This is a genomic window from Sphingomonas sabuli (genome assembly GCF_014352855.1).
GTDB lineage: Bacteria > Pseudomonadota > Alphaproteobacteria > Sphingomonadales > Sphingomonadaceae > Sphingomicrobium > Sphingomicrobium sabuli.
In genome coordinates this window covers 1,260,445-1,278,776 of the sequence record NZ_CP060697.1, presented here as the reverse complement: position 1 = coordinate 1,278,776, position 18,332 = coordinate 1,260,445, and the positions used below count along the sequence as shown (strand labels likewise).

General features: G+C 66.1%; 15 protein-coding genes. 9 read left to right on the top strand and 6 right to left on the bottom strand.

What is annotated here, in order from left to right; translation table 11 throughout:
* Nucleotides 1-45 precede the first annotated feature (45 nt).
* From H8M03_RS06395 to eda, 7 genes are read left to right on the top strand one after another with little or no spacing between them, the layout of a single operon-like run.
* Nucleotides 46-2,523: a glycoside hydrolase family 3 protein gene (locus tag H8M03_RS06395; RefSeq protein WP_187478662.1), complete on the top strand. Its 2,478-nt coding sequence runs from the start codon at nucleotides 46-48 to the stop codon at nucleotides 2,521-2,523.
* Between the two features lie 26 nt (nucleotides 2,524-2,549).
* Nucleotides 2,550-3,845: a sugar MFS transporter gene (locus tag H8M03_RS06390; protein WP_187478661.1), complete on the top strand. Its 1,296-nt coding sequence runs from the start codon at nucleotides 2,550-2,552 to the stop codon at nucleotides 3,843-3,845.
* A 43-nt stretch (nucleotides 3,846-3,888) separates the two neighbouring features.
* Nucleotides 3,889-5,346 (top strand): glucose-6-phosphate dehydrogenase, encoded by a 1,458-nt coding sequence (zwf, locus tag H8M03_RS06385; protein ID WP_246448757.1) that lies wholly within the window; start codon nucleotides 3,889-3,891, stop codon nucleotides 5,344-5,346.
* On the top strand, nucleotides 5,339-6,043 hold the full coding sequence (gene pgl / locus H8M03_RS06380) for a 6-phosphogluconolactonase (RefSeq protein WP_187478659.1): 705 nt from the start codon (nucleotides 5,339-5,341) through the stop codon (nucleotides 6,041-6,043). Before zwf ends, pgl begins: the two co-directional genes overlap by 8 nt.
* Complete coding sequence (gene edd / locus H8M03_RS06375) at nucleotides 6,040-7,863, top strand: phosphogluconate dehydratase (RefSeq protein ID WP_187478658.1); 1,824 nt, start codon at nucleotides 6,040-6,042, stop codon at nucleotides 7,861-7,863. The genes pgl and edd overlap by 4 nt, the downstream gene beginning before the upstream one ends.
* Nucleotides 7,860-8,828, top strand: a complete 969-nt coding sequence (locus H8M03_RS06370) for a glucokinase (protein ID WP_187478657.1) — start codon at nucleotides 7,860-7,862, stop codon at nucleotides 8,826-8,828. Before edd ends, H8M03_RS06370 begins: the two co-directional genes overlap by 4 nt.
* A complete protein-coding gene (gene eda, locus H8M03_RS06365; RefSeq protein WP_187478656.1) occupies nucleotides 8,825-9,439 on the top strand; it encodes a bifunctional 4-hydroxy-2-oxoglutarate aldolase/2-dehydro-3-deoxy-phosphogluconate aldolase in 615 nt (204 codons plus the stop codon). The genes H8M03_RS06370 and eda overlap by 4 nt, the downstream gene beginning before the upstream one ends.
* Before the next feature lie 2 nt (nucleotides 9,440-9,441).
* Here the strand turns inward: eda and wecB are convergent, their stop codons facing one another.
* The 6 genes from wecB to H8M03_RS06335 all read right to left on the bottom strand — a co-directional run bounded on the left by wecB (nucleotide 9,442) and on the right by H8M03_RS06335 (nucleotide 14,430).
* On the bottom strand, nucleotides 9,442-10,524 hold the full coding sequence (wecB, locus tag H8M03_RS06360) for a non-hydrolyzing UDP-N-acetylglucosamine 2-epimerase (protein ID WP_246449202.1): 1,083 nt from the start codon (nucleotides 10,522-10,524) through the stop codon (nucleotides 9,442-9,444).
* A 64-nt stretch (nucleotides 10,525-10,588) separates the two neighbouring features.
* Nucleotides 10,589-10,870 (bottom strand): ETC complex I subunit, encoded by a 282-nt coding sequence (locus tag H8M03_RS06355; RefSeq protein ID WP_187478654.1) that lies wholly within the window; start codon nucleotides 10,868-10,870, stop codon nucleotides 10,589-10,591.
* Nucleotides 10,871-10,909: 39 nt separating this feature from the next.
* A complete protein-coding gene (locus tag H8M03_RS06350) occupies nucleotides 10,910-11,923 on the bottom strand; it encodes a polyprenyl synthetase family protein (RefSeq protein WP_187478653.1) in 1,014 nt (337 codons plus the stop codon).
* A 35-nt stretch (nucleotides 11,924-11,958) separates the two neighbouring features.
* Entirely contained in the window at nucleotides 11,959-13,263 is a 1,305-nt protein-coding gene (locus tag H8M03_RS06345; protein ID WP_187480971.1) for a sensor histidine kinase, read from the bottom strand.
* 80 nt (nucleotides 13,264-13,343) lie between these two features.
* Nucleotides 13,344-14,018, bottom strand: a complete 675-nt coding sequence (locus H8M03_RS06340; RefSeq protein ID WP_187478652.1) for a response regulator transcription factor — start codon at nucleotides 14,016-14,018, stop codon at nucleotides 13,344-13,346.
* A gap of 118 nt (nucleotides 14,019-14,136) precedes the next feature.
* On the bottom strand, nucleotides 14,137-14,430 hold the full coding sequence (locus H8M03_RS06335) for a PepSY domain-containing protein (protein WP_187478651.1): 294 nt from the start codon (nucleotides 14,428-14,430) through the stop codon (nucleotides 14,137-14,139).
* Nucleotides 14,431-14,577: 147 nt separating this feature from the next.
* On the opposite strand from H8M03_RS06335, the gene H8M03_RS06330 reads away from it, so the two are divergent.
* The gene (locus H8M03_RS06330; RefSeq protein ID WP_187478650.1) at nucleotides 14,578-16,371 is read left to right on the top strand and encodes an ABC-F family ATP-binding cassette domain-containing protein; all 1,794 of its coding nucleotides are present in this window, start codon (nucleotides 14,578-14,580) and stop codon (nucleotides 16,369-16,371) included.
* 224 nt (nucleotides 16,372-16,595) lie between these two features.
* Nucleotides 16,596-18,323 carry a calcium-binding protein gene (locus H8M03_RS06325; protein WP_187478649.1) on the top strand — a complete coding sequence of 576 codons (1,728 nt, stop codon included), beginning with the start codon at nucleotides 16,596-16,598 and terminating at the stop codon, nucleotides 18,321-18,323.
* Nucleotides 18,324-18,332 lie beyond the last annotated feature (9 nt).

Below are 18,332 nucleotides of genomic sequence, written 5' to 3'. Positions count from 1 at the left end.
CGTGCGAGCGTTCGATGGGAACGTTCACAATTCTGGGGGAGGAACATGTCCATAGGTAAGAGCGCGGCGCTGGCGCTGCTCCTGGCAACCGCGGGATGCAGCACGACGGCCCCGCCGCCGGTCGCCGTGGTCCCCGCGCCGGTCGACGCCCCCGCGCCGGTCGAAGCCGCGGCGCCTGCACCGACCCAGGCCGGTGTCGCCAACCCCGCCGCATGGCCGATCGCCAAAAGCCCGGCCGCGATTACCGATGCCGCGACCGAAGCCAAGATTACCGCGCTTCTCCAGCGCATGACGGTCGAGCAAAAGGTCGGCCAGGTCATCCAGGGCGATATCAGCACCATCAATCCGTCCGACCTCGCCGCTTATCCGGTCGGGTCGATCCTCGCCGGCGGCAACAGCGGGCCCTACGGCAACGAACGGGCCAGCGGCGCGGACTGGGCGAAGCTGGCTGCGGCGTTCGACGCCGCGTCGCGCAGTGCCGGCGCGGGCGTGCCGGTGCTGTTCGGGATCGACGCCGTCCACGGCCATGCCAACGTCCCCAGCGCAACCGTCTTCCCGCACAACGTCGGGCTTGGCGCGACGCACGACACGGACCTGTTGCGGCGCATCGGCGAAGTCACCGCGCTCGAAATCGGGGCGACCGGCATTCCGTGGACTTTCGCGCCGACGCTGGCCGTGCCGCAGGACGTGCGCTGGGGCCGCGCCTATGAAGGCTATTCGTCCGACCCGGCCCTCGTCGCCGCCTACAGCACGGCGATGGTCGAAGGGTTGCAGGGCAAGCTGATTTCCGGCCAGGCGCTGGCCGTCGACAAGGTCGCCGCGACGGCCAAGCATTTCCTGGCCGACGGCGGGACCGCCGATGGCAAGGACCAGGGCGATGCCAAGGGCTCGGAAGCCGAACTCGTGCGCATCCACGCCGCGGGGTACAAGCCGGCGATCGACGCCGGCGTGCTGACGGTCATGGTTAGCTTTTCCAGCTGGCAGGGCGTCAAGCATCACGGCAACAAAAGCTTGCTGACCGACGTGCTGCGCGGGCCGCTCGGCTTCGAAGGGCTGACCGTCGGCGACTGGAACGGTCACGGGCAGATCCCGGGCTGCACCACCACCGATTGCCCGCAGGCGCTGCTTGCCGGGCTCGACCTCTACATGGCGCCCGACAGCTGGAAGGGCCTGTTCGATTCGACGCTCGCCCATGTGCGCGACGGGACCATCCCGATGGCTCGCCTGGAAGAAGCGGCGCGGCGCGTGATCCGGGTCAAGTACAAGCTTGGGCTGATGGACGCGCAGCCGGTGGTTCGAACCAACGCGGCGAACCTTGGCGCTCCAGCGCATCTCGCGCTGGCACGCGAAGCGGCCGCCAAATCGCTGGTGCTACTGAAGAATCAGGACTCGGCTCTGCCGATCCGCGCCGGTGCGCGGGTGCTGGTCACCGGGCCGGGCGCCGACAGCATGGCGATGCAATCCGGCGGCTGGACGATCAGCTGGCAAGGCAGCGACGTGACCAAGGCCGACTTCCCCAACGGGCAGACGGTTGGCGGCGGTATTGTCGCTGCGGTGCGCGAAGCAGGCGGGACCGCCGCGATGTCGGCGGACGGCAGCTACCGCGCCAAGCCCGACGTCGCGGTCGTCGTCTTCGGCGAAGAGCCCTACGCCGAATTCCAGGGCGACCGTCCCAACCTCGATTATACCGGCGAAGGGCTGGCGACGATCGCCAAGCTGAAGGCGGCCGGCATTCCGGTCGTGTCGGTATTCCTGTCGGGACGGCCGATGTTCGTCGGGCCGGAACTGGCCGCGTCGGATGCGTTCGTCGCCGCCTGGTGGCCGGGGTCGCAGGGCGCGGGCATTGCCGATGTCCTCGTGTCCCGCCGCAACGGCCGGCCAGCGCGCGAGTTCTCCGGCACCCTGTCCTTCGCCTGGCCTGCGGGCTGCGAGCCGGGCGCGGCGACGCTGTTCCCGCTGGGCTTTGGCGGCACCTATGCACAGGCGCCGGCGGTGCCCGCGCTCAACACCGAATGCGCCTTGTCCAAGGTCAGCGACGAGCCGGGTTACGTGCTGTTCGACCGCGGATTGCGCCAAGGCGTGTTCGCTACCGGCGGCGACACCAACCTCGTCGACCTCGCGGGCGCGGCGACCAACCTCAACGTCACGCCGTTCGATATCGAAACGCAGGAGGACGCCCGGCGCATCAGCTGGACCGGGCCGATGGACCTGCACTTCAAGGTCGAACCGCGCGACCTGCCGGCCGGCTCGGCGCTCGAAATGCGCTACAAGGTCGACAATGCGCCGACTGCTCCGGTCGTCCTCTCGGCCTATTGCGACGGGTGCGAAAAGGTCGACCTGCAGTCGACCTTCGCTCTGGCTGCCGGCAAGGGTTGGCGAACGTCGCAAGTTCCGCTCAAATGCTTCGCGACCGGCAAGTTCCCGCGGCTGACGATTCGCAGTAACGGACCGTTCGTGCTGGAACTGCAGACGCTGCGTATCGTGCCGACTTCGGCGCAGGACACGTGTACCGGACCGTTTTGAACGGTCCGGCTTGGGAGGAGTGAAGCATGGCCTTGGCACCTGACGTCGCGACGAGCACCGATCCGAACCCGATCGAAAAGGAAGGGCAGGCGATCGATGCGCCGGGCCTCAACTATTTCGTCTTCGCGCTGTTCTTCATCTTCGGTGGCATCACCAGCCTGAACGACGTCATCATTCCCAAGCTGAAAGAGCTGTTCACCCTCAGCTATTTCGAAGCCAGCCTGGTCCAGTTCTGCTTCTTCATCGCTTATGCCGTCGTCGGCATCCCGGGCGCCCGGCTGGTCAAGAAGATCGGCTACATGCGCGGGGCTGTCGCCGGCTTGCTGACCATGATGGCCGGCTGTCTGCTGTTCATCCCAGCCAGCCAGACGGCGACCTTCGCCGTCTTCCTGTTCGCTTACTTCATCCTCGCCACCGGCGTGGTGCTGGTGCAGATCGTCGCCAATCCGCTGATCAGCCTGCTCGGTCCGCAGAAAACGACGCATAGCCGGCTGACCTTCGCACAGGCGTTCAACTCCCTGGGCACGACCGTCTTCCCTTATTTCGGCGCGATCCTCATCCTCGGCAGCCTGGCCACGGTCACCGCCGACCAGCTGTCGGGCGCGGAACTGGACGCGTACCGCACTGCCGAAACGCAGGCCATCGTCCAGGGCTATCTTGGTCTCGCCATCGCGCTCGCGGTGGTCGCGGGGGCCGTCTGGCTGTTCCGCAACCGGCTTAAGGGCGAACGCCACGATCCCACCAGCCTGGCCGAAGGCCTGGCGCTGCTCAAGCGCGCCCGCTTCGGCTACGGCGCGGCCTGCATCTTCCTGTACGTCGGTGCCGAAGTCGCCATTGGCAGCTTCATCGTCAGCTACCTGATGCAGCCCGACGTAATGGCCCTGCCCGAACAAAGCGCCGGCAAGTTGATCTCGCTCTACTGGGGCGGCGCGCTGATCGGCCGGTTCATCGGCTCGGCGGTGCTGCGCATGGTCAGCCCGGGCATGGTGCTGGCGTTCAACGCCATCGGCGCCATCGTGCTGATCGCGATCTCGGCCAACACTACCGGCACGGTGTCGGGCTATTCGCTGCTCGCGGTCGGCCTGATGAACTCGATCATGTTCCCGACCATCTTCAGCCTCGCCTGCGAACGGCTAGGGCCGCGGGCGGCGGACGGATCGGGCATTATCAACGTCGCCATCGCCGGCGGCGCGATCATCCCGGCGCTTTACGGCGCGCTGGCCGATGCCAGCAGCCTCGCCTTCGCGCTTATCCTTCCGGCCATCTGTTACGCGATCATCGCGGGTTTCGGCTTCTTTGCACGACGTCCGGCCCAGGATTGAAGACCTGCTGCGTCCCGCCAGCGCAAAGGCTAAAGCGGCAAGCATGACGGACCAGGTTTCGACATTGCTGATGTTCGGCGCGACCGGCGACCTCGCGCGCCGGATGCTGTGGCCGTCGCTGTACGGGCTGCATCACGACAAGCTGCTCGATGCCACGCTGCGGCTGGTCGGCACAGCGCGCAGCGAACTCGACACGGCCGCCTTCCGCGATCAGGTGGTCGACGCGCTGAAAGAGCATTTGCCCGCGGAATTCTACGACGAGGCCACTGCGCGCGCCTTCGTCCAGCGGATCGATTATCTGGCGATGGACGCCACCGATCCCGCCGCCGCGGACAAGCTCGGTGCGCTTGCGCGGGACTATCCGGGCAAGATCGCCGTCTTCCTGTCGACCGCGCCGTCCTTGTTCAAGCAGACCATCGAGCGGCTGGTCGCGGCGGGCCTGTCAGGCGAGGGTGTCCGGCTGGCGCTCGAAAAGCCGCTGGGCACCAGCCTCGCGTCGAGCAACGAGATCAACGACGCCGTCGCCGCCGCCTTCCCGGAAAGCCACATCTTCCGGATCGATCATTATCTGGGCAAGGAAACCGTCCAGAACCTGCTTGCACTGCGCTTCGCCAACGCGATCTTCGAACCGCTGTGGAATGCGCGCACCATCGACCATGTCCAGATCACTATTGCGGAAACGATCGGGCTGGAAGGCCGCGCCGATTATTACGACGGCACCGGTGCGCTGCGCGACATGGTGCAGAACCACATGCTGCAATTGCTGGCGCTGGTGGCGATGGAGCCGCCGGCCAGTTTCAACGCCGACGCGGTGCGCAACGAAAAGGTGAAAATTCTGCAGTCCCTGCGCCCGATCGCGCAGGACCGGGTCGAAAGCGACCTTGTCATCGGCCAGTACGTCGAGGGCGAGATCGGCGGCCAGCGCGCGGCATCCTATGTCAGCGAACTGGGCGGGCCGTCGATGACCGAAACCTTCATCGCGATGAAGGTGAATATCGACAATTGGCGCTGGGCCGGCGTGCCTTTCTACCTGCGCACCGGCAAGCGACTGTCCAGCCGCCGCACGGAAATCGTCATCCAGTTCAAGAAGGTTCCGCATTCGATGTTCGAAGCGGGCGGCGCCCATGCGACGTCCAACCGGCTGATCATCTCGATCCAGCCGGAAGAAGACATCACGCTCGAACTGATGGCCAAGGTGCCGGGCCTCGATTTCGGCGGCATGCGGTTGCGCGAAGTGGAACTCGGCATCGGCCGGGCCGACGCGTTCGCCGACGTGCGCCGCCGAATCGCCTACGAACGCCTGCTGCTCGACTTGATCGACGGCAATTCCCTGCTGTTCGTCCGCCGCGACGAGGTGGAAGCGCAATGGCGCTGGATCGACGCGCTGCGCGTGTCGCTTGCAGCGTCGGGCATCCGGCCGCAGCCCTATGCGGCGGGATCGTGGGGACCGCCGGCCGCCAAGGCGCTGGTCGGCCGCCACGGGGTCGATTGGAATGACTGACCCGCAGTTGCGGCTGCACCCGGACAAGTCCGCCTTTACCGCCGCCATCGCCGGCGACGTCGCAGCGATCATCGCCGCCGCCATCGACGCTCGCGGGCAGTCGCTGGTTGCCTTTCCCGGCGGGTCCACGCCGCGCCCGGTCTTCGAACGGCTGTGCGATACGCCTCTGCCGTGGGACAAGGTGACCATCCTGCCCACCGATGAACGGATCGTGGAGCCCGGTCACATGCTCAGCAATGCGGCTGCCTTGTCCACTTCGCTGGCGCCGGTCGGCGCGACGATCGTGCCGCTGGTGACTCGCGTGGCAGGCGATGCGGATGCCGGCAACGAAGCGGACATTCGCGTCCAGTCGCTGGCCTGGCCGCTCGACCTCGTCTGGCTGGGCATGGGCACCGACGGACATACCGCGTCGATCTTCGCCGGGCCGGACCTTGCCAATGCGCTCGATGCGCCGGACGGACGCCACATCGTTGCGGTCCGGCCCGGAGAACTTCCCGCCGAAGCGCCGGTATCGCGGGTGACGCTGACCGCACGCTCCATCCGCGCGGCCCAATCCATCCTGCTGTCGATTACCGGGGTACGAAAGCGCGAACTGATCGAAGCGGCGCTGGCCGACGGCGCGGATTCGCCGCTGCCCATCGGACAGGTGCTGGCCGGCGCAACCAATCCGGTGACAATCCATTGGTGTCCCGAATGAGCGTCGACCCGCGCATCGCCAAAGTCACCGAACGGATCGTCGAGCGGTCGCGTCCGACCCGCGGCCGTTATGTGCAGTTGATGGCCGACGAGGCCGAGCGCGGCATCTCGCGGCCGCGCTTGAGCTGCGGCAACTTCGCCCACGGCTTTGCCGCGGCGGAAGGCGACAAGCCGGCGATCAGCCACATGCGCGGGCCGAACATCGGCATCGTCACCGCCTATAACGACATGCTGTCGGCGCATCAGCCCTACGCGCGTTTCCCGGAACAGATGAAGATCTTCGCCCGCGAAGTCGGTGCGACCGCGCAAGTCGCGGGCGGCGTTCCGGCGATGTGCGACGGGGTCACGCAGGGCCAGTCGGGCATGGACCTGTCGCTGTTCAGCCGCGACACGATCGCGCTGGGCACCGCAATCGCGCTCAGTCACGGCATGTTCGAAGCGATGGCGCTGCTTGGCATTTGCGACAAGATCGTCCCCGGCCTGCTGATCGGGGCGCTGCGTTTCGGCCACCTGCCGGCCTTGTTCGTGCCCAGCGGCCCGATGCCGACCGGCCTGCCCAACAAGGAAAAGCAGCGCGTCCGCGAGCTGTACGCCGACGGCAAGGCGACCCGGGCGGAGCTGCTGGAATCGGAATCGGCCAGCTACCATTCCCCCGGGACCTGCACCTTCTACGGCACGGCCAATTCGAACCAGATGCTGCTGGAACTGATGGGGCTGCACATTCCCAATGCGGCGTTCGTCACGCCCAACACGCCGCTGCGCACGGCCCTGACCCGGGCGGCGGTGCACCGGCTCGCCGCACTGGCGCCCGATCGGCAGCGGCCGCTGGGCGAATGCGTTGACGAACGCGCTATCGTCAACGCCATCGTCGGGCTTCTCGCGACCGGCGGCTCGACCAACCACGCGATCCACCTGCCGGCGATTGCCCGCGCAGCCGGGATCCTGATCGATTGGCAGGATTTCAACGAGCTGTCGGATGCCGTCCCGCTGATCGTCCGCATCTATCCCAACGGCACCGGCGACGTGAACGACTTCCACTATGCCGGCGGCATTGCCTACGTCGTTTCCGAACTGCGCTCGGCGGGGCTGATCCACGACGACATCCTGACCGCGGGCGCGGACGATTTCAGCGCCTGGGAAGGCAATCCGGCACTCGACGGCGACACGCTCGCCTGGACGAAGCCGGACGAGACCCGCAATCCGGAAATCCTGCGCCCGGTCGGCGACCCGTTCCTGGCCGACGGTGGCATGCGGCTGGTTTCGGGCAGCCTTGGCCGTGCCCTGTTCAAGACCAGTGCGGTCGACCCGGCGCGCTGGACGATTGAGGCGCCGGCACGGGTATTCGCCGACCAGCTCGACGTGCTCGAAGCGTTCAAGGCGGGCGAACTGGACCGCGACTGCGTCATCGTCGTCCGGTTCCAGGGCGCGCATGCCAACGGCATGCCGGAACTGCACAAGCTGACGCCGACGCTCGGCGTGCTGCAGGGGCGTGGGCACAAGGTTGCGCTGGTCACCGACGGCCGCATGTCCGGCGCCAGCGGCAAGATCCCCGCGGCCATCCATGCCAGTCCGGAGGCCGGCCTTGGCGGGCCGCTGGCGCGGCTGCGCGATGGCGATATCGTCCACGTATCGGCCGACACCGGCCGATTCGACGTCGTCGGCGTCGATCTTGCTAGCCGCGACCTGGTCCCCGTACCGCCGCCGCCGCGCGGCACCGGGCGGGAATTGTTCGCGATGATGCGCCAGTTCGCCAGCACGCCGGAAGAGGGCGGGTCGGCGATGCTTGCGTGCATGGAAGACGAGGAGGGCCGCCGCGGATGAGGCGAATTGTCACTACCGACATCGGCGGGACGCACGCGCGGTTCGCGCTGGCGACGATCGACGGCGGCAAGGTCACGGGGCTTTCGGAACCCGTCACGTTCAAGACGTCGGAATTCGCCAGCTTCCAGACCGCGTGGGAAGAATTCGGCAAGCGCAGCGGCGGCGATTTGCCCGAAGAACTGGCGATCTCCTTCGCCGGACCGGTCGACGGCGAACTGCTCAAGCTGACCAACAATCCGTGGGTCATCCGCCGCGCGCTGATGAAGGAAAAGCTGGGCGTCGACCGCTTTCGCATCGTCAACGATTTCGGTGCGGTCGCGCATGCGGTGGGCGAACTGTCGGCCGACAACTTCGCCCATGTGTGCGGGCCCGACGTGCCGTTGCCGGACGAGGGCGTGATCACGGTGATCGGACCGGGTACGGGGCTGGGCGTCGCGCAATTGCTGCTCGACGGTGGCGCCAAGCGCGTGATCGAGACCGAGGGCGGGCACGTCGACTATGCGCCGCTCGACAGCCTCGAGGACAAGATCCTCAACCATTTGCGGCGCAGTTTCCGCCGCGTGTCGGTCGAACGCATCGTCAGCGGTTCGGGCCTGACCAACATCTACAATGCACTGGGCGCGATCGAAGGCCGGTCGGTGTCGCAGCCCGACGACAAGACGCTGTGGGCGATGGCGCTCGAAGGTACCGACTCGCTGGCGGCCGCGGCGCTCGATCGCTTCTGCCTGGCGCTGGGCGCGGTGACCGGCGACCTTGCGCTGGCCCACGGCGCCAAGGGCGTGGTGATCGCCGGCGGGCTCGGCTTCCGGCTGCGTGATCATCTGCACCGGTCGGGTTTCGACGACCGGTTCATCGCCAAGGGCCGGTTCGAACGACGCATGGAAATGATCCCCGTGAAGCTCATCACCTATCCGCAGCCGGGCCTGTACGGCGCTGCCGCGGCTTTCGCGCAGGCCTATCCGTGACCGGCATCGACGCCATCATGCGCGCCGCGCCGGTGATCCCGGTACTGGTGCTGGACGGCAGCCACGATCCGGCGGCGCTGGCGCACGCGCTGGTTCACGCCGGCCTGCCGGTCATCGAAATCACCTTGCGCACGGACAGCGCGCTCGACGCCATCGCGGCGATGGCCCGGGTGCCCGGTGCGATCGTCGGTGCGGGCACCGTGCTCGATGGCGAGCAGGCGAAGGCGGCCCGGGACGCCGGCAGTCAATTCCTCGTTTCCCCCGGGCTGACCGAACCGGTGGCCGGCGCGGCGCGCGCCCTGGATGTGCCATTGCTGCCCGGCGTGGCCACGGCCGGCGACATCATGCGCGGGCTGGACCTCGGCTTCGACCGTTTCAAATTCTTCCCCGCCGAAGCGGCTGGCGGGCTGTCCGCGCTCAAGGCGCTGGCCGGACCGTTCGGCAACGTCCGCTTTTGCCCGACCGGCGGCATCCGCCGCGAAACGGCGGCCGAATGGCTGGCCCTCGACGCCGTGCTGTGTGTCGGCGGGACATGGATCGTGCCCAAGGGCGCCAGCCTCGACGAAGTCGGGCGATTGGCGGCCGACGCTGCCAGCCTGGGCTCGCGCTAGGCCTATTCAGCCGCAACGGCCGCGGCATGCGGCGCGGCGCGGTTTGCCAGCCAATGGTCGACAATCGCGGCGATGCGGTCTCCGGCGCGGCCGTCGCCAAACGGCATGGCCGGTCGCGGCGGCCCGGCGGCAAGCGAACGGCGCACCGCGGCGACGATCTGTCCGCTATCGGTACCGATCAGTTCAACATTGCCGGTCGCGATTGCTTCCGGCCGCTCGGTCCGGCCGCGGAGGATCAGCAACGGCACGCCAAGCACCGCGGCTTCCTCCTGCATTCCGCCAGAATCGCTAAGGACGAGCGATGCGCTCAGCATGGCGCGGATGGCGTCGGCGTGGCCGCACGGCGGGTGAAAGCTGATCCCGGCGCAGCCTGCCAAGGCGGCGCGCACACGCGTTGCCAGGTCCGGGTTGGGGTGCAAGATCAGCTCAACGCGAGCGATGCGTTGTTCGGCAACCAGCCGCAGCGCGTCGGCAACATGCGCGACCCCGGTGCCCCAATTCTCGCGCCGGTGACAGGTTACCAGCAAGGTCGGCTCCGCGGGCGCCCTTCGCTCTATGCCGTTGCTCGCGCGAAGTACGGCGTCGATGCCGGTGTTGCCCGTTACGTGAATTTGCCCACCGATGCGCTCGCGGCGCAGGTTCGCCGCGCTCAGTTCAGTCGGCGCGAACAGGATGGCGCTGCCGCTGTCGATGGCGATCCGGAAGTCTTCTTCGGGCCACGGCTGGCGACGGTCGTGGCTGCGCAGGCCCGCCTCGACATGCGCAACCGCAATCCTGGCAGCGCCGGCGGCACGCGCCGCGCCGAACGCGCTGGACGTATCGCCTTGCACGATGACCAGTTCGGGCTGCGCCTGTTCTAGAAGCGGACGAAGCGCCGCGGCGACCGCGCCGACATGAGCGATCGGATCCGCCTGGCCCGGGCATTCGAGTTCGACGTGCGGACCATGCCCAAAGCCGTAGTCCGCGAGGTCTAGGTGGGGGTGCTGGCCGGTCAGCACGACCTGCGGGTCAAGCCCGCGCAGCCGCAAGGACCTGGCGACGGGGGACAGCTTGATGGCTTCGGGACGCGTCCCGGCCACCAGCATCAATCGCGATTGCAGGCGTCCCCCTAGCTCGGCGCCGCCAATCTGCAGCGCTAAGCGTCAGGACTCAACGGAAATTGTCGGAATAGGCCTGGATTTGCAGCTTGGCCGGAGTCGCGGGGACAAGGTGATAGTCGATGCCACGCTTCTTGGCGTAGGCGATGGCCTCGTCGCACGTGCGAAAGGTGATGCGCACCTGGGCGTTGGTGTCGCCCGACCCGTTCCATCCGGTCAGCGGATCGGGAAGCTGCGGCTCCGACCGTTCGAATTCGAGGATCCACAGGCCGGCATTGGCGCGGCCCGACTGGGTCGCCTTGCGGTCGAGTTCGGAAATGCGCGCGACGTTCATGCGCCGGAGGTGGCGCAGCACGCGCGCGGAATCAAGCGTCTAGTATGCGCGGCGAATGGCGAATTCGACTGCCTCGACCATCGCCGATTTGGCGCGGCCCGGCGGGAAGGACGCCAGCGAATCCACCGCCCGCCGGCCGTAATGGCGCGCGGTTTCGACCGTGTCGGCCAGCGCGTCGGTCGACCGCATCAGCGCGATCGCGTGGGCGAGGTCGTCGTCACCGGCCCGCTCGCCGCTGACCGCGGCGCGCCAGAACGTGCGGTCCTCCTCGCTGCCGCGTGCATAAGCGAGGATCAGCGGCAGGGTCATCTTGCCTTCGCGGAAGTCGTCGCCGACGCCCTTGCCCATGGTCGCCTCGTCGGACGCATAGTCGATCACGTCGTCGGTCAGCTGAAAGGCCACGCCCAGGTTGCGGCCATAGCTTTCCAGCAGCAATTCGACCTCTTCGCCCGCTTCCGCGACGACCGGCGCGACCCGGCACGCGGCGGCGAACAAGGCCGCGGTCTTGGCCTCGATAATGCCCAGATACTGGTCCTCGTCAGTGTCGATCTGGCGCTGGGCCGTCAGCTGCTCGACCTCGCCCTCGGCAATGATGCTCGACGCGGAGCTGAGGATCTTGAGCACCTTGAGGCTGCCGTCCTCGACCATCAGTTCGAACGCGCGGGTGAACAGGAAATCGCCGACCAGCACGCTCGCCGGATTGCCCCAGATAAGGTTGGCGGTGCGCTTGCCCCGGCGCATGCCCGAACCGTCTACCACGTCGTCGTGGAGCAGGGTCGCGGTGTGGATGAATTCGACCGCGGCAGCCAGCCGGTGATGACGGGTGCCGGGATACGATAGCAGCTTGGCCGACGCGAGGGTCAGCATCGGCCGCATCCGCTTGCCGCCGCCCGCGATCAGGTGACCGGCCAGCTCGGGGATCAGCGCGACCTTGCTTTGCATGCGGTCGAGGATCACCGCGTTGACGCCGTTCATGTCGTCGGCGACCAGCTGCATCAACGGCGCCAGCGACGGCTCCGGCTTGATGCCGAGCGTATGGACAGTGGCACTCATGGCGCCGCCGCCCTAGCCGTCCGCCGCATCATTTCCTAGCCCGCCGGAAGCGTCAGCCGGGCAAGCAGGCCGCCCAGGTCTTCGCTTTCTTCCAGCCGTACGCGCCCGCCGTAAATCTCCGCGACGTCGCGGACGATGGCGAGGCCAAGGCCGGTGCCGGGCTTGCCGGTGTCGAGGCGCGCTCCGCGTGCGAACAGGCTGTCGCGATCGGCCTCGGAAATGCCCGGCCCGTCGTCCTCGACCAGGATGTCGATCATTTCCCCATCGCGCTCAACCGTCACGAACACGCGGCCATTGCCGTATTTCGCGCCATTCTCGACTAGGTTGCCCAGCATTTCGTCGAGGTCCTGCCGCTCGACCCGGACCTGCGCACGCTTGTCGCCGGCGATGTCGACGGTCGCATGCTCGTACAGTCGGTCGACCGCGCGTTGCACCGCCTCGACGCTGTCCCATACGCGGGCGCGCGCCTGGGCGGACGTGCGGCGGCCGATGGCGCGGGCCCGGGCTAGATGGTGGTCGACCTGGCGCCGCATTACCGCCGCCTCGCGAATGACCGTCTTGCACAGGTCCGGCGCGTCGGCGGTCGCGGCATTGGTAACGACCGTCAGCGGGGTCTTCAGCGCGTGGGCAAGGTTGCCGGCATGGCGGCGCGCTTCTTCCGCCTGCGCCTCGCTATGCGCCAGCAGCTGATTGATTTCTTCGGTCAGCGGTTCGATCTCGCTGGGGAAGCTGTCGGAAATGCGCTGCTTGGTGCCGGACCGGATGTCGGCGACTTCGCGCTGCACCCGGCGCAACGGCCACAGGCCGTAAAAGGTCTGCAACGCGGCGAGGATCAACAGGCCCACGCCAAGCGCGAGGAAGCTCCAGAACAGAGTCGACCGAAGCTCGCGGATCTGGTCGTCGATCATCTCGCGCGACTGGGCGACCTGGAATCGCCAGCGCACGTCCGATCCGGGCAGGATGACGTCGCGCTCGGCCACGCGCAGCGGTTCGTCGCCAAACTCGTTACTGTCGTAAATGTGCGTTTCGAGGTCGAAATGCCCGTCGGTGACCTGCAGCCGCCGATCCCACAGCGACCGCGACGGGAAGGTGTCGGCGCCTTCTCCGGACACTTGGAAATAGACGCCGGAATAGGGTTCGATGAAGCGCTGGTCGGCGGGCGGGCGGTTGAACCGCACTTCGCCGTCCGGTCCGATTTCCGACGCCGCGATCATGCCCTTGATGACGTAGGTCAGCTGGTCGTCGAAATTGCGCACGATCGACGTGCTGAGGATGCGGTCGAGCGCGAAGCCGCCGGTCAGCAACAGGACGCTGATCCACAGCGCCGCGACGACGATCATGCGCCGGGTCAGCGACCCGATGTGCGGCCGCTTCGACAGCCCGTCCACGGGATGCGTTTCGGCCGGTGCGGCCGCTTCGTTCAACTGCGCTGTTCCTCCGGCTCTTCAAGGCTGTAGCCAAGGCCGCGGATGGTGGTGATGACGTCGGGGCCAAGCTTCTTGCGGATACGGGTGACGAACACTTCGATGGTGTTCGAATCGCGGTCGAAGTCCTGGTCGTAAATGTGCTCGATCAATTCGGTGCGGCTGACCACCTTGCCCTTGTGGTGCATCAGGTAGCTGAGCAGCTTATATTCCTGCGCGGTCAGCTTGACCGGCTCGCCCGCCTTGGTGACCTTGCCCGACCGGGTGTCGAGCCGGATGTCGCCGGCGATAAGTTCCGAACTGGCGTTGCCCGAAGCGCGGCGGATAAGAGCGCGCAGCCGGGCGATCAGCTCTTCGGTCTGGAACGGCTTGGCAAGATAGTCGTCGGCGCCCGCGTCGAGCCCGGCGACCTTGTCCGACCAGCTGTCGCGGGCGGTCAGGATCAGGACTGGCATCTTGCGCGCTTCCTTGCGCCACCGGTCGAGCACGGTCAGCCCGTCCACTTCCGGCAGGCCAAGGTCGAGCACGACCGCATCATATTGTTCGGTCGAGCCGAGATAGTGGCCGTCCTCGCCGTCGGTGGCGAGATCGACCGCGTAGCCGGCGCCTTCCAGCGTCGAACGCAGCTGGCGCCCGAGGTTGGGTTCGTCTTCAACGATCAAAACGCGCATTATGGTCTTCCCCTGGGCCGTTCGCGCTAGTCAACACGCGCGAAGCTGAACGGTTGCTTTTCCGGAACGGTTTTCAAGCTGGGGAATGCGGCCGGAAAGTCAATCGGCAGCGCACGGCTTAGTCGGAGCGGCGCTTGACCCGGCCGGTTGCGGCATCGACGTCGACCCAGATGACCCGGCCGTCCTTCATGAACTTCAGCCGATAGGTGCGGCCGTTCAGTTCAGGTCCCAGATAGTCGGCACCCGGCAGCATCGGCATTACCCGCCGTTCGATCTTGGGCAGCGGCATCGACCGGCCTTCGACCCGCTCGCGGAACGCGCGCTCGGCATCGCGCGGCGGGTCCGCGAGCGCCGGGGTGGCGATCAGGCCCGCGACGAGCGCGGCCGGGAGGAGGGTACGAAACAGGCGCATGGCGATTCTCTATGTCGCCGTCTTACTATCACAAACCATTGAATGGCCTATGAATAGGGCCGTCCGATAACATTCATGCACCGGACTGTCGCCCGCGTGCAACAGGGGTTCAGTCCGCGCCCTGCCTCCTCTAGGGGGAGCGCCATCATGGCAGCACCCATCCTCTCCTACGAAAACCTGGGCCTGGTGCAGGGCGAAGGCTGGCTGTTCACCGATCTCGACGTCTATGTCGGGCCGCGTGACCGGCTGGCGCTGATCGGGCGCAACGGGGCGGGCAAGACGACGCTGCTCAAGTGTCTCGCCGGGCTGATTGACCCGGACAAGGGCAAGCGCACCATCGTTCCGGGCACCCGCGTGGTGCTGCTGGAACAGGATCCGGCGATCGGCCGCGACGGGTCGCTGCTCGACTGGGTGCTGGCGGGCGACGACGCGCCGCAACATTATGAAGCGGCGGCCATCGCGGACCAGATCGGCATCGACCTCGACCGTCCGGCGGCGACCGCCAGCGGCGGGGAGCGGCGGCGCGCGGCGATCGTCCGCGCGCTGGCGCAGGCGCCCGACGTCCTCTTGCTCGATGAGCCCACCAACCATCTCGACCTCGGCGCGATCGAATGGCTGGAGCAATATCTCGGCCGCTTCACGGGCGCGTTCATCGTCATCAGCCACGACCGCACCTTCCTCAAGCGGCTGACCAAGAGCTGCATCTGGCTCGACCGCGGCAGCCTTCGCCGGGCCGAAATCGGCTTTGGCGGCTTCGATGCCTGGACCGAGGCGGTGTATGAGGAGGAAGCGCGAGCGGCCGAGAAGCTCGACGCCAAGCTGGCGCTGGAGCTGCGCTGGCTGGAACGCGGTGTCACGGCCCGGCGGCGGCGCAACCAGGGGCGGCTTACCAAGCTGCACGAAATGCGCGCGCAGCGGGCGGCGATGCTGGGCGGCCCGGGCGCGGCCAAGCTGGCACTGGCCAAGGACGACGTGAAGTCGAAGGCGGTGATCGAGGCCGATCATGTGGCCAAGAGCTTCGGCGACCGCACAGTCATCCGCGACTTTTCCCTGCGCATCCAGCGCGGCGACCGCATCGGCCTGGTCGGGCCCAACGGGGCAGGCAAGACCACCTTGCTCAAGCTCCTGACCGGAGAGATCGAGCCGGACAGCGGCAAGGTAACCCGGGCCAAGACGCTCGCCGGGATAATCATCGACCAGCAGCGCAAGCTGATGGATCCGGCCAAGAGCGTGCGCGAGGTGTTAACCCAGGGCGGTGACTGGATCGATGTCCGCGGGCACCGCAAGCATATCAAGGGCTATCTGAAGGAATTCCTCTTCGACCCGGCGATTTCGGAAGCGCCGGTCGGCTCGCTGTCGGGTGGGGAACGGTCGCGGCTGTTGCTTGCCCGCGAGTTCGCGCGCGAGGCGAACCTGCTGGTGCTCGACGAGCCGACCAACGACCTCGACCTGGAAACGCTCGACCTGCTGCAGGAAGTGATCGCCGATTACGAAGGCACCGTGCTGCTCGTCAGCCACGACCGCGACTTTCTCGACCGGACAGTGACCATCACGCTCGGTCTCGACGGGTCCGGCAAGGTCGATGTCGTCGCCGGCGGATACGACGATTGGGAAAAGCGTCGGCAGCCGCTGCAAACGAAGGCAGCGCCCAAGCCAAAGGTCCGGGCACCCGTCGAAAACCATTCAGCGCCGAAGACGAAGCTGTCCTACAAGGATCAGCGCGACCTCGACCGCCTGCCCGGCGAAGTCGAACGGATCGAGCGCGAAATCGCCGAAACCGAGAAGTCGCTGCACGACCCCGACATCTACGCGCGCGATCCGGACAAGTTTGCCTCGCTAACCGCCCACCTCGCGACACTGCGCGCCGACAAGGACCAAGCGGAAGAACGCTGGTTGGAAGTCGCGGCGATGGCTGAAGAGTTGGCGGACGCGAAACCGTAGGTGCGAATTCATCGTGCTAGGCGCTAGGGCGGCCCGTCCGCTTACGACCCAATGCGGTCATTCCAATTCGGAAATATCAACATCGTCACGCTCCGAAGAATCCTTCGCCCGTTCACGATCGGCGAATGATCAGCAGATGATCGGCACATCATCATTCAAAAAATCTGAACTGAAGGGCTGACTACCGGTGAAGGCCATGCCCGGTCTCGTCGAAAGGTAGCCACATGACTGCGAACCTGGAATTTTACCAAGGCTTCGACATGCGTTTTTTCGAGAATAGTGGAACGGCTTTCCACGATAGCATCACCAACGGCACGATCGCCGGCAATACGAACTCAGGTCAGGTCGTTATCGACGAGGGCGTCTTCGGGCGCGACGTTTTCGGTGGCGCCAACCTTGGAGGCATTGCGAACAACATGCCGACTGCGGGTAGCGTCAGCATGTGGTTCTATTACGCAGACCTTGGAGATGGTTCTCTCAGCGAATTCTGGAATTTCAGCTTTGACTACGTCGCCGCCAACACCTTCTCCTCCTTCGTGTTGGATGACGATGTTGGTACGCTTTTCCAAACCTACGTCCTCGCGGGTTCAGACCATATCACGGGCAGCGATTTCGATGATGGCTTGCTGGGATACGGAGGTGACGACTGGATTTCTGCAAACCAGGGGGACGACTACATCGACGGAGGTTCCGGCGCCGACTTCATGGACGGTGGATCCGGTAACAACACTTTCGTCGTCGATAACGCTGGCGACACCGTCACCGCGGGAAATGGAAGCGACATAGTCCTGCTTCAGCTGAGCCTGGCTGGCACAAGCTACACCGCGCCGGACAGCATAGAAAACGTAAGAAACGTTGCCATTTCCGGGGCATGGCTCATTGGTAATACCCTGAACAACGCACTGATCGGCGCCAACGGCGCTGCCGATACGCTGAACGGCCGTGACGGAGATGATGTCCTAAACGGCGGCTCTGGCGGCGGCGACGCAATGTACGGTGGAACCGGGAACGACACCTTCTATGTCGATAACATCACGGATTTCGTCACCGACAACACCGATACGGTGACCGCAGGTAGTGGTGAGGACGAAGTCCGTTCGAGCATAACCTACACGCTGACTGACGCCGCTCGCCTCGACATCGAGAATTTGAGGCTCGTGGGTACCGCAGCAATCAATGGGACGGGCAACGCACTCGGCAATGTCATTACCGGCAATAGCGCTGCCAACACGTTGAATGGACTAGGTGGCGCGGACACGATGCGAGGCGGCGACGGCAACGACATCTATTACGTCGACAACAGCGGCGATCGAGTCTTGGAAACCAGCGCGAGCGGCGGCGTCGATACAATCCGCTCGTCCATCACGCTTACGTTGAGCAGTTACGCCGAAAACCTCCAGCTCCTTGGCAGCGATGCCATCAATGGAAGCGGGAACGCGCTTGCAAATCGCCTCGCCGGCAACGGAGAGGCCAATCTGCTTTATGGCCGCGATGGGGATGACACACTGACGGGAAACGGCGGCAACGATGCGCTCTACGGCGGCAATGGAGCGGACCAACTCCTCGGCGGCAATGGTGAAGACTGGCTTGAAGGCGGGACCGGCCAGGACCGCATGACTGGCGGGGCCGACGCGGACATGTTCGTGTTCCGCGCAGGCGATCTGGCGGGCTCTGCAGCGACCTGCGATCGCATCACCGACTTTAGTCATGCCGAAAGCGATCAAATTCGTCTCAACGCAATCGACGCAAACTCGGCGAATGGCGCCGGCACGAACGACGCGTTTACGTTCATTGGAACCAGTGCGTTTCACCAAATCGCTGGAGAGCTCCGCTATCAAGTGATCAACGGCAACACGTACGTTTACGGGGACACAGATGGGAACGGGGTCGCTGACATCATGATCCGATTGGACGGCAGTCACGCACTCGTTCAGTCCGATTTCCTGCTTTGAAATCCGCTG

Excerpts from the sequence above, each read along its gene's own strand:
- H8M03_RS06350 (WP_187478653.1), bottom strand. The coding sequence starts at position 11,923 with ATGAGTGCCACTGTCCATACGCTCGGCATCAAGCCGGAGCCGTCGCTG.
- pgl (WP_187478659.1), top strand. The coding sequence starts at position 5,339 with ATGACTGACCCGCAGTTGCGGCTGCACCCGGACAAGTCCGCCTTTACC.
- zwf (WP_246448757.1), top strand. The coding sequence starts at position 3,889 with ATGACGGACCAGGTTTCGACATTGCTGATGTTCGGCGCGACCGGCGAC.
- H8M03_RS06345 (WP_187480971.1), bottom strand. The coding sequence starts at position 13,263 with ATGATCGTCGTCGCGGCGCTGTGGATCAGCGTCCTGTTGCTGACCGGC.
- H8M03_RS06390 (WP_187478661.1), top strand. The coding sequence starts at position 2,550 with ATGGCCTTGGCACCTGACGTCGCGACGAGCACCGATCCGAACCCGATC.
- edd (WP_187478658.1), top strand. The coding sequence starts at position 6,040 with ATGAGCGTCGACCCGCGCATCGCCAAAGTCACCGAACGGATCGTCGAG.
- H8M03_RS06335 (WP_187478651.1), bottom strand. The coding sequence starts at position 14,430 with ATGCGCCTGTTTCGTACCCTCCTCCCGGCCGCGCTCGTCGCGGGCCTG.
- H8M03_RS06355 (WP_187478654.1), bottom strand. The coding sequence starts at position 10,870 with ATGAACGTCGCGCGCATTTCCGAACTCGACCGCAAGGCGACCCAGTCG.
- H8M03_RS06370 (WP_187478657.1), top strand. The coding sequence starts at position 7,860 with ATGAGGCGAATTGTCACTACCGACATCGGCGGGACGCACGCGCGGTTC.
- H8M03_RS06340 (WP_187478652.1), bottom strand. The coding sequence starts at position 14,018 with ATGCGCGTTTTGATCGTTGAAGACGAACCCAACCTCGGGCGCCAGCTG.
- H8M03_RS06330 (WP_187478650.1), top strand. The coding sequence starts at position 14,578 with ATGGCAGCACCCATCCTCTCCTACGAAAACCTGGGCCTGGTGCAGGGC.
- wecB (WP_246449202.1), bottom strand. The coding sequence starts at position 10,524 with ATGCTGGTGGCCGGGACGCGTCCCGAAGCCATCAAGCTGTCCCCCGTC.
- H8M03_RS06395 (WP_187478662.1), top strand. The coding sequence starts at position 46 with ATGTCCATAGGTAAGAGCGCGGCGCTGGCGCTGCTCCTGGCAACCGCG.
- H8M03_RS06325 (WP_187478649.1), top strand. The coding sequence starts at position 16,596 with ATGACTGCGAACCTGGAATTTTACCAAGGCTTCGACATGCGTTTTTTC.